Origin of the sequence: Calothrix sp. NIES-2100 (genome assembly GCF_963875285.1) — a bacterium.
Lineage (GTDB): Bacteria > Cyanobacteriota > Cyanobacteriia > Cyanobacteriales > Nostocaceae > Aulosira.
This window is the reverse complement of the sequence record NZ_CAWNLA010000001.1, coordinates 253,498-269,489: the sequence shown is the minus strand read 5'-3', so window position 1 is coordinate 269,489 and position 15,992 is coordinate 253,498. Positions and strand designations below refer to the sequence as shown.

Genomic DNA, 15,992 nt, shown 5'->3' with positions numbered 1-15,992 from the left:
AATGAATTCAAAACATTCTTTTAGTGCAGCAGATATTCAAGCATGGCTGGTGTCTAATCTGGCTGAATTGATAGGGGTAGAAACTGATGAGATAGATATCCAAGAGAACTTGGAAAACTATGGTTTGGATTCAGCCCAGGCAATGATTCTCGTCAGCAAATTGGAGAAAATGCTGGGATTCCAACCCTCTCCTTTGCTGTTGTGGCATTACCCAAATATTGCGTCACTTTCTCAGCGTTTAGCTGAAGATTTACCGGAAGATTCAGTAATTCAAGATACAACTTCTGCTACTGCTAATACTCCTATCCCAGCTTTAGATTTAAATGCTGAGGTAGTTCTTGACCCCACCATTCGTCCTGACGCTTTACCGCCAGTTGCAATTACTGAACCAAAACACATCTTTTTAACTGGTGGTACAGGCTATTTAGGAGCATTTATCATCCGGGAACTGCTACAGCAAACTAATGCAGATATCTACTGCTTAGTGCGGGCTGCTAATGCTCAAGAAGGTAAGAGTAAATTAGTCAAGAATCTCGAAACTTACGCACTTTGGGATGATTCATACCAGCCGAGAATTGTCCCAGTTGTGGGTGATTTAGCTCTACCATTGTTGGGTATGGGCGCGGAACAGTTTCAAATTTTAGCTGCCAATATTGATACTATCTATCATAGTGGTGCTTTGCTGAATTATGTTTTTCCCTATTCAGCATTGAAAGCTGCCAATGTGTTAGGTACTCAAGAAGTATTGAGATTAGCTAGCCAAATCAAACTCAAGCCTGTACATTACGTTTCTAGTGTAGCGGTGTTTGAATCACCTGCTTATGCTGGTAAGGTGGTGAAAGAACAAGATGACTTTAATCATTGGGAAGGGATTTTCTTAGGTTATTCCCAAACAAAATGGGTAGCTGAGAAGTTAGTTAAACTTGCTCGTGACCGAGGTTTACCTGTAACTATCCACAGACCACCATTAATTTCTGGAGATAGCCAAACAGGAATTTGTAACACCCATGATTTTATTAACTTGATGGTCAAAGGCTGTCTGCAAATGGGATATTTCCCAGATGTGGAATATATGATGGATATGTCTCCTGTAGATTATGTCAGCAAAGCCATTGTTTATCTCTCAATGCAGCCTTCATCTATTGGTAAAGCATTCCACTTGCAACATCCCCAACCAGCGCCATTGAGTACTTTAATTAAATGGGTACAATCCTTTGGTTATCCTGTTAAGGCGATTCCTTACGAACAATGGCAATCAGAGTTAATTAATAATGTCTCTTCTGTGGACAATCCTTTATATACTCTGCGACCATTTTTGTTAGAACGCTGGTCTGATGAGCAATTAACAATTCCTGATTTGTATCTACAAGCAAGAAGACCACACATTAGCTGTCAGGAGACTCTACAAGCACTCGCAGGTAGTTCGATTGTTTGTCCGCCAATCAGTTCGGAAATGTTTATGACTTATACTGCGTATTTAATTCAGACTGGTTTTCTGAATGTTGCGTAGTCGCTAGCTAATAGCCGACACCCTCAAGGGTGCGGCTATACGAACAAAGCCTGCAAAAGCAGATTCATATTCTTACAGCCCGCGAAAGCGGGCTTTGTTTATTTAGCCCCAGGCTTCTAGCCTGCGGGCGGTTTTGGGGTGATTCCAATTAAATAATTGCAACATATAAATTGTTGTCAAGGGCGGGGCGTCAAGGGCGGGGAGACCCTACAGTTATTTTGCGAAAATGGTATTATTCTGGCAACTTGTCTATCATTTCGTGTAGTTCTTCTTTTGCTTGCTTGGCAAATTGAACACTCGTAATAGTGGCTAAAACTCCGCCTCCCGCAGTCAGACTTGCTTCTGAAACTTTATCGAAGTAGAGAAGCCCAACACCAAATAAAGTCATTAAGGCAGATGCAGTAGTTACACCAAGTGCAAGATTGTAGCTTTGACGCACTTGCCGCAACAATTCGCGGATTATTTCTTCTTTAAGATCGCTATAATTATCATTAATTTGTGGTTTTTTAAAAAGCTGGAACTGCATCGCTAACCTCTGAAATGCTGTGTTGTTCTGTTTTGATATTGGTATCCTAGCTGAGTAAAAAATATATATCGAGGGCAGATAGGTTTAGTTTGTCTTGATTTTTGCCCTGTTATTTAGGGCAGATAGGTAAGGTAAAAAAATCTATCTGCCCTAGACTGTAAACGTGAAAATTCGTTATTGTTTGAATATCAGTATGCTTTGTTAAATTTTGACGATGCGTGAATCTCATAAAGTTCAATCGAGCGAACAAGGAAAAGCCAAACTCAAACAAGCTTACAAATATGCCAACCTGACTCAAGAAGTACTAGCACAGCAAGCAAATGTATCTGTTGATACGGTTAAACGCTTACTTGGTACTAAAGATTGCCCTAATGGAGTTGAACGTTGGGCAGTAAAAAGTATTGCCACAGTTTTAAATCTTAAACCTACCGATATCATTGACCCTAAAAGCTGGTATGAACAACAGCAATTACCACCAGAATTTGAACGCATAATTCTAGATAAAACTGAATCATTTTGTGGACGTGAGTTTGTATTTGATACAATAGAAAATTTCTTCAGCAGAAACACTAACGGCTATTTTACAGTAGTAGGTGATGCTGGGATGGGTAAAAGTGCGATCGCAGCACAATATATTATCGAGCATCCTGAAGCAATTTGCTTTTTCAATATTCGTGCTGAGGGGATGAATCGCCCGGAATTATTCCTGAAAAAAATTCGCCAACAATTGATGAATCGTTACCAGTTAAATGATACGGCCGATGCTGATTTATCAACGTTATTGATTAAAGCTAAGGAAAAAACATCTGCTAGCGAACGCTTGGTAATTGTTGTTGATGCGCTGGATGAAGTTGACCAGGAATCAGCCGGAAACCTTTTATATTTACCTACCATTCTTCCAGAAGGCGTTTACTTTCTGCTGACTAGAAGACCATATAACCAGAATGAAAAAAGATTAAGTATTTCACCCAGCATTCCCACTGAGCAATTAGATCTAAGAGAAAAATATCAAGAGAGTTGTCAGGATGTAAATCAGTATATTAGCAGATTCCTAGAAAATGAAAAATATAAACAAGGATTGATTCAGTGGATTCAAAAGCAAAATCATTTAACTACTGATAATTTTGTGGAAGAAATTATCACAAAAAGTGAAAATAATTTCATGTATTTGCGCTGTGTTTTGCCAGCCATAGCTGAAGGGTTTTACGATAATAAACCTCTCGATGAATTACCTATAGGTTTACAAGGATATTATGAAAACCATTGGCAAATAATGGGCATGACAACTAAGCCATTACCAAAAGATAAAATAAAGATTGTCTATGTAATGTGTGCCCTAAGAAGTGCTGCTTCGCGTGGAGTAATTGCCAAATATTCTAAGAAGAATGAGTTGACTGTGCAAGAAGTTCTTGATGGTTGGGCACAGTTTTTACAGAAACAGGAAAATTATCAACCACCACGTTACAGATTTTATCATGAAAGTTTCCGCGATTTTTTGCATCGCCAGGATGTTGTGCAAGCAGCAGGAGTAAATCTACCTGATATCAGCGCCGAAGTTGCCGATATTATGACAGAAGGACTTCATGGTTATGAGTAATATTCGTACCTGGTTAGCTGAACTATCATCAGAAGAAATAGAACATTTTTTAGGTGAAGTTCCACGCTTGTGGTTAGAAGGTAGACGAATTAAGAAATTATGTTGTCTATTGACTGATTTTAACTTTATAGAAGCAAAAATTAATCATCCTAATTTTGGTATACAAGCGCTGATTGAAGATTATGATTTGATTGAAAAAACAGAATTATTAACTCACCGAGAATATAACGACTACAGTGTAAAAGGGCTGAAATTAATTCAAGGGGCTTTACAACTATCTGCACATATTTTAAATGAGGATAAAACGCAACTAGCAGCGCAATTATGGGGACGTTTACAATCTTTTAAAACTAGAGAAATTGGGGTATTGTTGCAGCAAGCAAAGCAGATGAAAGCTTCACCTTGGTTACGTCCTCTATCTGTCAGCTTTATGCCTCCAGGAGGAAGATTATTACGTACTCTTTCAGGGCACACTGGCTTGGTAAGTGATGTGGCTGTAACACCTGATGGCAAGAGAGTGATTTCCGCTTCGGAGGACTACACTCTCAAACTATGGAATTTGGAAACAGGAACCGAACTTTTGACCCTCAAAGGTCATCAAGGATTAGTGCAAAGTTTAGCCGTGACACCGAATGGTAAGCAAATTATTTCTGGTTCTACTGACCAGACTCTAAAAGTATGGGACTTAGAAACGGGAACACAGCTTTTTACCCTCAAAGGTCATACAAGTTCAGTAGATACTTTAACGGTGATGCCTGATGGTAAGAAAGTAGTTTCTGGTTCACATGATAATACTATAAAATTCTGGGATTTGGAAAATAAAAAAGAAATTTTTACTCTAATAGGTCATACAGAGAGAGTAGCAGATATTGCAATAACCCCAGATGGTAAATGGGTGATTTCTGCTTCTGCTGATAAAACTCTAAAAATGTGGAATATTGCAACTGGGAAACTAATCTTTACGCTAAATGGTCATACTGCATGGGTTGAATCAGTGACAGTAACACCAGATGGGAAACGTTTAATTTCTGGTTCGCATGATAACACTATCAAAATTTGGGATTTGGAAACACAAAGGGAGCTTATTACTTGCACGGGTCATGGACACTCAGTTGAATCTTTAGCAGTAACGCCAGATGGGAAACTCTTAGTCTCCAGTTCACGTATTGTTATTAAAGTTTGGGATATAGAAACTGGAGAGGAAATTTTATCCCTTATCGGTCATAGTGATTGGGTAGGAACTGTAACTATTTCCCCAGATAGCAAACTGTTAATTTCAGGTTCATATGACCAGACTATAAAAATCTGGAGTTTAGTAACAGGAGACGAAGTTTATAGCCTCAATGGTCACGTTGACTCTATAAATGTTTTGGCTGTTACACCAAATGCTAAATTGGTAATTTCCGGGTCATATGACCATACTATTAAAATATGGCATCTAGAAAATGCAAAATTAATTTATACCCTTCAAGGTCATACTGATAATATAACTGCCTTGGTAGTGACACCGGATAGTAAAAAAGTGATTTCTGTTTCATCAGATAATACTATTAAAATCTGGGAAATCAAAACAGGGAAAGAACTTTTTACTCTAAAATCTGATAGTAATCTTTTAGAATCTGTAACAATTACACCAGATGGTAAAAAGATAATTGTTGGTTTATCTCAGGGTCTTATTGAAGTTTGGAGCCTAAGAAAAAGAGAAAAAATTGCTACTTTAAAAGGTAGTACAAGGTTAATAGATCCTATAACTGTAACGCCTAATGGTGAAAAGATTATCACTGGAGCAGTATGTAATAACAATTATAATATTGGCAATTGTAAAGTTTTTAATTTTAAAACAGGAAGAGAAAATTTAACTCTAAAAGGCCATACACACTCAATTGAATCTTTTGCAGTGACACCGGATAGTAAGCATCTGATATCTGCTTCTTGGGACAATACTGTTAAAATTTGGGATCTAGAAACAGGAGAAGAACTTTTTACCTTTACTGGTCATACTTTTTGGGTACAAGGTGTAGCAGTGACACAAGATGGCAAGTGGGTAATTTCTGCATCGTCTGACAATACTCTTAAGGTGTGGAATTTACTAACTCATGAAATAATTGCCAGTTTTATTGCAGATGGAGAGTTACTTTGCTGTGCCGTCGCCCCAGATGGCGTAACAATTGTTGCAGGTGAAGCATCTGGACGCTTGCATTTCCTCCGCCTGGAAGGTGTGGAGAAGTAACTATGAATACATCACCTTCCAAAATATCCATAAATTTCACGTTATACTCAACCGAATTTAAACAAATAATTCTTGAAAAAAGCCAAGATTTTGTAGGTCGCACTTTTATCTTCACCTCTATTAACGACTTTTTACAGCGTCACAACCGAGGCTACTTTATCATTATTGGCTCACCTGGTAGCGGTAAAAGTGCCATCCTCGCCAAGTATGCGATCGCAAATCCTGATGTTGTCTATTACAACGCCCAAATTGAAGGCAAAAGTCGCGCTGAAGAATTTCTGAAAGATGTTTGCACGCAATTAATCAAAAGAATTGCCAATGAGGGAGATGAAATAGAGGTTCCTGATAACGCAACTGAGGGGAGTTGGTTTCTCTCACTGCAACTTCAGAAAATTAGCGACGAATTAAAATATAATCAAAAATTGATAATTGCTATTGATGCATTAGACGCTATTGAACGTCACAGTCAACCTCCTGGTTCAAATTTGTTTTATCTTCCTAGGTATCTCCCTCAAGGTGTTTATTTTCTTCTCACCCGCCGTCCCTTTCCTAAAGAAAAATCTGGTTTATTAATTGAAACGCCTACCCAAATACTTGATTTAGCAGCATACCCAGAACAAAACCGTCAAAATGTGCAAGCATACATTCGGCAATACCTAATATCAAATCCAATTGAATACTTATCATTAGGACTGACGCACAGACGAGGGGACACGGAGTCATTAGAAGGACTTGACATACCCCATCACTTTGTAGAGGGTGAACAGTTACAGGAAGAATTTATTTCACGTCTCACAGATGAAACCGAAAACAATTTTATGTTTCTCAGCCAGATTCTACCCTCCATTACTGAAGGTTTTTACTCTCAACCATTCCAGCGCCAACCACTTCCGCCTGGTTTAGAAGCTTACTATCAACAGCATTGGTTGAAGATGACGGCTGAAGGTTTGTCTGATGTGGCGTTGAAGGTAATTCGCGTTCTTACCCATCTTAAAAATGGTGAATCTTTATCAACACAAGCGATCGCACAAACTATACATGAAGATGCATACGATATTGCAGAAGTGCTGGAAGATTGGTTTGAGTTCTTGGTGCCACAGAGAATAGACACAAAAACGCATTACAGTTTCTACCATTCCAGCTTTCGTAATTGGTTGGCAGAAAGGCTTAGTAACAAAGAAATAGAGTAATTAAAAGATCTCTTACAAAAGTCCCCTAACACCCCACCCCTAACCCTAGACTGTAGCCAGGGAGGAGAGACTTTGACTGTTGTCGAAAGCGGGGTGGGGTTCTTTTTTTCAATTGATGCAAGAAGTCTATTGATTAAACAGCAGAAACACTGTTTGACCTAAACCCACAATCACACCCAAAACACCACCTAAAGTCACAATTGCTTGCAATTCATTTTTAACAATTCCTTCAATCGCCGCTTCTAAATCAGCCGGGGAAGTTGATTTTACGCGGTCAACAATTACCTGATCTATAGATAAAATTGGAATTACCTGAGCCACAATTGCTTCTAAATCTTTCTCTAAATATCGCTCCAAAATTAAAGCTAATTCTTGACTCACAACTTCTAAGGAACTACTAACTACAGGTGAGGCGCTAAGACGATTTAGCAGCAGGGAAGCAATATTTTCCCAGTCAACAGAGTCAGTTAATCCTTGTAACACATCACTACCACTTGTTTGTAGGTAGTGGCGGACGCTTTCTCTAGTAGTTTTGCGCAGTTGTCTGACTGTTCCCACAGGTAAGTTTTGCAAGGATAAATTTTGCAATAATTTCTTGACGCGATCGCGGATTCGCAATTCTTGAATCAATTCTTTTAACCTAGCATTACTAGCCTCTTTTTCATCTAAGCAAAAAGCTCTGAGTCTGGTGAGAGTATTGCGTAAACCAAACAAATTGGCCACTACCCAATAAGTACCACTGGTCTTTTCCCGAAAGGTTTCATCAATTGTTTGAATCGTGCGGTCGGTCAAAAAATCAACTATGGTTTGTCGCAGCACATCTGGCGGTAAAACTACTTCTAATAGCCAATCAGCCAGTCTTGTTGACTGTTCTTCACTCAGTTGAAGTTCCAACAGTATTTGGTCAAAAATTTGATTGATTTGTACTTCTAAAAAGTCTTCCTGCCGAGCTAAAACCTTCAACAGACGTGGCAAGGATTCTCCTAATAAATCACGCAAAATCCCGCCCACAATTTTGGCGCTTTTCTGATTTTTCTCCTCTGATTTAACTTGGTCAATGGCTAATTTTAACAACCAGAGAATTGCTGCTTGTACCCGTTCTGTTTGCAAGAGACGACGTGCGAGATTTTGCAATTCTTCTGGTGTCAAAAGTGACCCCATGATTGTATTAGAAATTTTCAGCGCTAAACGTTCCTGGTTGCGGGGAATCAATCCAGGCGTAAACGGCAATCTTTGCTTACCGATATAAATTGCTCGGTAAGGCCGAAATAACATTTTGATGGCTATATCATTTGTGAAATAGCCGATAATACCACCTATCACTGGGGGTGATAGATAAAGCCACAGATGAGACCAATCCACAGAATTTTGGACTTACCAATTTTGGATTTTATTTACTGACTACTAGCACTCCCATCATACCGTTCGCAATGGGGTAGTGTGTGGCCGCAGCAAAACCAACTTGATCGGCTAATTCTACTTGCTCTTTGCCTATGGGAAACCTATCTAAGCTGGGGCTGATGTAGGCGTATTCTTCTTTTACGCCCAACTGAGTCGCTATTGGGACAACAATATTCTCTAAATACCATTGCTGAAACGATCGCAATTGCGGATTAAGCGGCCGATGAAAATCTAAAATGGCGGCTTTCGCGCCAGGCTTGAGAACCCGGTGCAACTCTTGGAGGCTGCGAGGAATATCTTTAACATTTCTTAAACCATAGCCCATTGTTGCTGCGTCAAATTGGTTGTTGTCAAAGGGTAAATCCAGTACATCGGCTTCAACCCAGGTAATAGTTGGTTGGTCGGTATACTGTCTTTGGGAGCGTTCTTGAGCCATCGCTAGCAGGTTAGCAGAGAAATCTAGTCCATACACATGTCCTGTCGCCCCTACACGCCTTGCTAACCCTAAGGTGATATCGCCACTTCCGCAACACAAATCTAGGCAAGTATCACCAAGCTGAGGGTTGCTCCATTTGATTGCCATTTCCTTCCAAATTCGGTGCTGTCCCAAACTCAACCAATCATTCAACTGGTCATAAACAGGAGCAATCCGATCAAAAATCGCGCGAATTTCGTGAGTCATTGGTCAACTGAAGTATGAACTATGAAGTATGAAGTATGAAATGACCCTAGCCATCAAGGGATGGGAGATCAATCACTCCAAAAACTCACGGCAGTTGCTCCTGGGGCATATATCCATTTTTTCATCCTAGCCTGCGCGTCTACATCCTTTAGACAGGGTAGCATTTAGCGTTCCCCAGTCTAAAGCTGAAATTTTGACGGCAACTATTGACTTTGGATTCAATATATGTTCATGAGCAATTACTGCTAGTCAGAGCGATCGCTACCAATTGACCTGATAAATGAATGAGCTTTAATTCATCTTCTCGCAAAGTATGTGGTTGTTTCCACTGTAGAGACAACAATCCCATGACTTTGTTGCGGTAACTAATTGGAATTACCAAGTGTGCTTGGACACCAGAATTTTGGTAGTGTTCAACACTAGATAATTTTTGGTCTTTCAGGACATTTAAGCAGATTTGCACTTGCTCTGTAGCGATCGCCAAGCTCACCAATGGATCTTGCGCTAGCCAGTTTTCCACAGTACCGCCGTAACCGTAAGATCCTTGTGTAGCAGTGAGAGTATTGCCTTCAACTAGTTGCAGAATACAGCCATCAGCCCCAAAACTGTTACTAAAAGCCGTAGCAATCGGTGTGAGAGTTGCTTCTAAACTATTAGCTGCTTGGGTTACCTCTACCAAAACAGTCAGTAGTGCCATTTGAGCGTTAGCACAGCGTAATTCTTCTGTGCGTTGCTTGAGCAAATCGTAGGTTTCTGCTGCCCTCTGGACTACAGCCTTGAGTTCTCCAGGGTCCCAAGGTTTAGTGATATATTTATAAACTTGCCCAGCATTAATTGCTTCTACCAAATCTTCAATATCTGTAAAACCAGTCAAGATAATTCTGACTGTATCCGGGAATTGAGGTACAGTCTTGCTGAGAAATTCCGTACCTTTCATTTCTGGCATCCTTTGATCGGAGATGATCACAGCCACCTCCCCTTCCAGAGCCAACATTTGTAGGGCATTCATGCCGCTATCAGCTTTCAGCACATGAAAATCCCGGCGAAAAGTGCGATACAGCAGATCTAGATTATCTGGTTCATCATCCACTACAAGGATTTTCAGCTTTTTCGGTCTTTCTAAAGTTTTTAATTGACGACGTTCTGTATTAATTTCCAGACTGGGATTATTCACAAAGTTAATTCCTTTAAATAATTACTATCTTGTTATATTCCATACCAAGTCTAGTCGATAATAAATTACCAGCCTTGCGAAAATTTGCGGATGTAGCTCAATATATAGGCAACTGGGTATTGGGCATTTGTCAATAGTCAATGGTCAATAGTCAATGGTCATTTGTCCTCCTTGTCCCCCTTCTTTGCCTTGTCCCCTCCATCCCCCATCCACCTACATTCCTGCATTGCCGCACCGGGGTTTTTGGGCTTTTTTCCTATAGAATAAGACTTGCTGATCGGGTATTAATTATTTGCTGCGTATGACTAACCTCCCACCCAATCCGGAAAATCCTGATAACGCTGATTTAGATACCGCCCAAGAGTTGCTGCGGAAGTTAAGGCAAAAGCAAGGTAACTGGGTGGAATGGGGTCAAGCGATCGCCAATTTGCAAAAATCAGGTTACAATCCCCAAGATATTTTTGAAGCCACTGGATTTGAGCCTGTTCAACAAAATCAAGTGGTTGTTGGTTCTCAAGTTTACAATTCTTTAGAACAAGGTGGTGCCTCAGAGGCAACGCGATCGCATTACGCCACACGCGGCAGTGATATTTTATATGAGTTACGCTTGCTCACCCACGAAGAACGAGCTGCTGCGGCTGACTTGACTTTCCAGCACAAACTGGATATGGATGAAGCACGAGATATTGCCAAAGCGATTAAAGAGTACTCCCGTTTCCGTACCTTGCCAGAAGGATTTTCCGCCCATCCGGGAGATGCTGTTGCCTATAATGTATGGAAACTAGCAAGGCAAAACACAGATTTGCAAGAGCGATCGCGCCTGATTGCTAAAGGTTTGCGGTTTGCTCACACGCAAGCAGCTAGGAAACAAATAGAACAGTTACTTACAGATTTTACTGTAGTTCCCAAACGTCCGGCTCCATTGCTTCCCTTTTATCGCCTAGAGTCTGAAGACGAATTACCTAGGATTGTCCCTGTAGTTGGAGAGTTACCATTAACACCAAACGATTTAAAATCTGTGCCCTTAGTGACAGAAATTGAACCATTTCGCATGGTCAAGTTTACAGGTGAGCAAGCTTGGGTACCATTACCAGGTTGGCAAGTGCTTTTAAGTGCGGAAGACCCAGTAGTGATTTTAGCTAATAGCGATCGCCTGCCCAACCAAACACAGAGTCAGCTAGGAAAAGTATTGGTGATTGTAGATCGCGCCCAACGTGAATGGGATGCATCTAGTTACTTTGTAGTAGATAATTCTGGTGAACTTGATATTCAGTGGTTTGAAACTGCTTCCGAAATCCCCTTATTAGGAAAAGTAATTATCATCTTGCGTCCTAAGAAAATCCTTGATGAAGAAATTACCAAAGATTCCTGGCAAATTGACGAATAAAGATTGAATACGGGTTCAAATTACCCCAAATAGATATATTAATTCAAAGTTAGCCTCCTGAGCGATCGGTGGGGTAATTTTTTTGTCTATTTTCGACAAGTAAAGTGAAGCCAAGGTTGGGCGGCGATCGCCCACATCAAAATAGAGAGAAAATCTGCAATTTACGACTTAAAAATTAGTAAATGATAGAAATCATGGCTCATCAATTCTTTATTGGTCAAATTCAGCAGATTTATTTTTTGAGAAATGTGTGATTAGAAAAATAAATCAGGGAACACTGAATCTAGAAGTTTAAGTTTTGATAAAATTTATGAGAATAAAAGATGATGAAACCTCAAGCCAATTAGACCTGCAAGAGTGTCAAACACACTTAAAGCTGGCAGTTAAGTATCAAAAAATCTTGGGTAGAATTATAGCAAAGATTCGCGCATCAATCAATTTAGAATCCCTTTTTTCAACTACTTGTCAAGATATTTGTCGGCAATTGCAGATTGAGCGAGTAGCAATCTACCGCTTTAATGCAGACTGGAGTGGTAGTTTCATCAATCGTTTTGGTTTTGCAGAATCTCCCTGGAATACACTGACAGCCTTTGGAGAGGAATTAGTGTGGCAAGATTCATATTTGCAAGAAACCCAAGGAGGACGATATCGCACAAATGAGCCATTTGCTGTGGCTGACATTTACGAAGCAGGACATGCTCGTTGTCATATTGAAGTGTTAGAACAGTTTCAGATTCGGGCGTATGCGATCGCCCCGATTTTTGTAGGAGCAAAATTATGGGGAATGCTTGCAGCCTATCAACATTCTGCTCCCCAAAATTGGTATGCTCACGAAGTGGAATTCATAGCACAAGCTGCAAGTCATCTGGGTCTAGCATTGCAGCAAGCAGAAATTTTAGAACAAAGCAAACAACAAACCGCCCAACTGCAAGATGCGATCGCCCGACAACGAGCTTTGGCAGAAGTGGTGGGGAATATTCGCTCATCTGTAAACACCGAAATTATTCTCGACACCGCTTGTCAGGAAATATGTAAACTCCTGAAGCTAGAGCGGGCAGCGATTTACCGCTTTAATGAAGATTGGAGTGGCGAATTTGTCAGTCAATTTGGCATCGTAGAAGCGAAGTGGGATAGAATCAACCCCTTTGGCAAAAATTTGGTTTGGGAAGATACCCATCTACAAGAAACCAAAGGTGGGCGATATCGCAATAACGAAAGTTTTGCCGTCAACGACATCTACCAAGCCGGACACACCCGCTGTCACGTTGATATTCTCGAGCAATTCAAGATTCGGGCTTATGCTTTAGTACCCATCTTCATTGGGCCAAAACTATGGGGACTGCTAGCAGCTTATCAACACTCAGCACCGCGTCAATGGGCAAATTATGAAGTTGAATTTCTCGAACAAGTCGGGGCACAATTGGGAGTGGCAATTCAGCAAGCCGAGAATTTGGCTCAGTCGAAACAACAAGCTTCTGCCCTCAAAGATGCGATCGCCCGCCAACGCGCACTTACAGAAGTAGTTGGGAAAATTCGCTCTTCCCTAGATATTGATTTAATTCTCAAAACTACTTGCCAGGAAGTGTGTAAACTACTGAAAGTTGAGCGAGTCGCCGTTTATCGCTTTCATCCAGACTGGAGTGGCGAATTTGTCAGTCATTTCGGCATGGTTGAGGCACAGTGGGACAGCATCAATCCCTTTGGCAGAAATCTCGTTTGGGATGATACCTACCTACAAGAAAGCAAAGGCGGACGCTACCGCAACAACGAAAATTTTGCTGTCAACGATGTTTATCAAGCTGGACACTCACGCTGTCACCTAGAGATTTTGGAGCAGTTCAAAATTCGGGCTTACGTGTTAACGCCAATTTTTGTTGGCCGGAACCTGTGGGGATTGCTAGCTGCTTATCAACATTCTGCGCCACGCCAGTGGGATGCTGTGGAAGTTGAATTTTTGGGACAGGTTGCTAGTCAACTGGGAGTAGCACTGCAAAGTTCGCAAATGATGACGCAAATCCAAACTCGTGCTGATGAAATGCACAAATCGGCTGAACAGCGGCGAATTTTATTTGATCTGGTCGTCAAAATTCGGGAATCCTTGGACTTAGAAACAATATTTTCCACCATAGTACAGGAAGTAAGGCGATCGCTCACAGGCGATCGCGTCGGCATCTTCCGTTTTGACTCTGATGTTAATTTTTGTAGTGGTGAATTTATCGCTGAAGACGTGCTACCCCAGTTCAATTCTGCCCTCGCTGTCAAGATGCAAGACTATTGCTTCGGCGATCAGTTCGCACCGCAATATCGTCAAGGGCAAATGCAAGTAATATCTGATGTCAACAGCATTGACTCCAAAGTGCCCCATCTGGATGTAATTGAGCGATTCCAAGTTAAAGCAGAGATTATTGTCCCCCTAATGGAAGGTGACGAGCTATGGGGTTTATTGTGCATTCACCAATGCACCCATGCACGTAATTGGGAACAAGCAGAATGGGAATTTGCCAGCCAAGTGGCAGCTCAAATCAGTGTGGCACTACGTCAAGCCAACTTATTCCAACAATCGAGTTTATTGGGTCAAACCCGTGAAGAAGCAAATCAACTCGCCCAGGCACTAAATGAGCTGCGCACAGCTCAAATGCAAATTATCCATGCTGAAAAAATGGCTAGTTTGGGACAATTAGTAGCCGGAGTAGCCCACGAAATTAATAATCCGATTAATTTCATCCACGGCAACTTGGAACACGCCCATCAATACACCCAAGAGTTGCTGCGCTGTGTGGAACTTTATCGGCAACATCATCCCTATGCGGCATCAGAGATACAAGAGTTTTGGCGCAAAGCCGAGATAGAGTTTTTATTTGACGACTTACCTAAATTATTCCAGTCCATGCAGGTCGGCACCGATCGCATTCGCGACATTGTCACCTCTTTACGGAATTTTTCCCGCCTAGATGAAGCCGAATTGAAACAAGCAAATATTCATGAAGGTATAGATAGTACGTTAATGATTTTGCAACATCGCTTGAAGCCCTCAACCGATAAGCAGACCATTCATGTGAGTAGAGAATATGATTCCTTACCTCTGGTCGAATGTTATCCCGGTCAATTGAATCAGGTATTTATGAATTTGCTGTCCAACGCCATTGATGCTTTGGAAGAACGAAACGCGCGGCTATCTCCTGAGGTGGTTGCTGCCAAACCCAGCGCCATCCGCATTTCTACCTCTGTGTTTAATAAAGATTGGATATCTATTCGGATTGCTGACAACGGACTTGGTATGGATGAAAAAGTACTATCACGGCTGTTCGATCCATTTTTTACCACCAAAGCTGTTGGCAAAGGCACAGGGCTAGGACTTTCTATTAGTTATCAGATTGTGACTGAGAAACATCATGGCAAAATCTACTGCCAATCTGAACTTGGCAAAGGTACAGACTTTGTGGTTGAGCTGCCAATTCGTCAGGAGATAACTAAAAAACCACTAGTCAAAGTCAACTTATCAGATCAGGAATAAGCAAAAATACAAATTGACAGACAGAACTTATGCACTCAGATCTGCCAACTCCCTTGACAAGGAGGCTTTAGAGGTTCCCCCCTTTTTGAGGAGGGGGGATCAGGGTTTCAGGTTGAGAGTGCGTAAGTCCGATAATATTTGTTTCGCGATCGCTTTGGTCTGTTTCTACAACCAAGACAAATCTTCGACAGCCGTTACATAAATCCCTGGGGACTGCCTCACAAATTAGGAATTACGCGAAAGGTACTAGTACCGCTGCGCAAAAGTCAAAAGGAGCCAGTGCGTTGCGCGGGTCTCCCGCGTTGTAGCAACTGGCGTTCAAAAGTCAAAATTAAGACAGAGTTGGCATTTCGTTCGTTGACAATGGTTGGTTTATTTACGCCGTGCTGTACTAGTTACAGACTCATTCTTTTGTGAGTTCGTCAAATTCACATTAAATTTATAAAAATTTAGGTAATCACGCTCTAGGCTTGCTTAAACGTGATTTGTCATGATGTATTTAATAATTATTTATGCAAAGTTAATTCAATTTCCAGCTTTGCCCAATCAACCTGGAAATTGAATTGTATCGTTCATTTGAATTGCATAGATAGTTATTCATTCTGAAATAACTTTACCGTTTTAGTAACCGACACAGATGTTTTAATCCATAGAGAGCAAGTACAATATCGCCCTAATAGTAGTATTTGTCCAGAGGATTTTTGATGGTTTTTTAGTCAGGATTTTAGCCTTTTAGTAAACAACTAAATTCCTGATCATAAAATATGTTTCATCCGTCATA

General features: G+C 40.9%; 10 protein-coding genes. 6 read left to right on the top strand and 4 right to left on the bottom strand.

What is annotated here, in order from left to right:
- Position 1: 1 nt before the first annotated feature.
- Positions 2 to 1,510, top strand: coding sequence for a thioester reductase domain-containing protein (locus AACU32_RS01145; RefSeq protein WP_096597052.1), 1,509 nt, complete (start codon positions 2 to 4; stop codon positions 1,508 to 1,510).
- Between the two features lie 232 nt (positions 1,511 to 1,742).
- On the opposite strand, the gene AACU32_RS01140 is transcribed toward AACU32_RS01145, so the two are convergent.
- Entirely contained in the window at positions 1,743 to 2,036 is a 294-nt protein-coding gene (locus AACU32_RS01140) for a TRADD-N-associated membrane domain-containing protein (protein ID WP_096597050.1), read from the bottom strand.
- A 214-nt stretch (positions 2,037 to 2,250) separates the two neighbouring features.
- On the opposite strand from AACU32_RS01140, the gene AACU32_RS01135 reads away from it, so the two are divergent.
- The 3 genes from AACU32_RS01135 to AACU32_RS01125 are packed head-to-tail and all read left to right on the top strand — an operon-like array spanning position 2,251 to position 7,053.
- On the top strand, positions 2,251 to 3,633 hold the full coding sequence (locus AACU32_RS01135; RefSeq protein WP_096597048.1) for an ATP-binding protein: 1,383 nt from the start codon (positions 2,251 to 2,253) through the stop codon (positions 3,631 to 3,633).
- Complete coding sequence (locus AACU32_RS01130; protein WP_096597046.1) at positions 3,626 to 5,863, top strand: outer membrane protein assembly factor BamB family protein; 2,238 nt, start codon at positions 3,626 to 3,628, stop codon at positions 5,861 to 5,863. Before AACU32_RS01135 ends, AACU32_RS01130 begins: the two co-directional genes overlap by 8 nt.
- A 2-nt stretch (positions 5,864 to 5,865) precedes the next feature.
- Complete coding sequence (locus tag AACU32_RS01125; protein ID WP_096597044.1) at positions 5,866 to 7,053, top strand: ATP-binding protein; 1,188 nt, start codon at positions 5,866 to 5,868, stop codon at positions 7,051 to 7,053.
- Between the two features lie 126 nt (positions 7,054 to 7,179).
- Here the strand turns inward: AACU32_RS01125 and AACU32_RS01120 are convergent, their stop codons facing one another.
- The 3 genes from AACU32_RS01120 to AACU32_RS01110 all read right to left on the bottom strand — a co-directional run bounded on the left by AACU32_RS01120 (position 7,180) and on the right by AACU32_RS01110 (position 10,310).
- On the bottom strand, positions 7,180 to 8,415 hold the full coding sequence (locus tag AACU32_RS01120; protein ID WP_096597042.1) for a DUF445 domain-containing protein: 1,236 nt from the start codon (positions 8,413 to 8,415) through the stop codon (positions 7,180 to 7,182).
- A gap of 28 nt (positions 8,416 to 8,443) precedes the next feature.
- Entirely contained in the window at positions 8,444 to 9,136 is a 693-nt protein-coding gene (gene ubiE / locus AACU32_RS01115; RefSeq protein ID WP_096597040.1) for a bifunctional demethylmenaquinone methyltransferase/2-methoxy-6-polyprenyl-1,4-benzoquinol methylase UbiE, read from the bottom strand.
- A 229-nt stretch (positions 9,137 to 9,365) separates the two neighbouring features.
- Positions 9,366 to 10,310 carry a response regulator gene (locus AACU32_RS01110; protein WP_096597038.1) on the bottom strand — a complete coding sequence of 315 codons (945 nt, stop codon included), beginning with the start codon at positions 10,308 to 10,310 and terminating at the stop codon, positions 9,366 to 9,368.
- Between the two features lie 301 nt (positions 10,311 to 10,611).
- Between AACU32_RS01110 and AACU32_RS01105 the strand changes: the two genes are divergently transcribed.
- Together AACU32_RS01105 and AACU32_RS01100 are read left to right on the top strand one after the other, a co-directional pair.
- On the top strand, positions 10,612 to 11,697 hold the full coding sequence (locus AACU32_RS01105; RefSeq protein WP_096597036.1) for a RuBisCO accumulation factor 1: 1,086 nt from the start codon (positions 10,612 to 10,614) through the stop codon (positions 11,695 to 11,697).
- 310 nt (positions 11,698 to 12,007) lie between these two features.
- The gene (locus AACU32_RS01100) at positions 12,008 to 15,211 is read left to right on the top strand and encodes a GAF domain-containing sensor histidine kinase (RefSeq protein ID WP_096597034.1); all 3,204 of its coding nucleotides are present in this window, start codon (positions 12,008 to 12,010) and stop codon (positions 15,209 to 15,211) included.
- Positions 15,212 to 15,992: the final 781 nt, after the last annotated feature.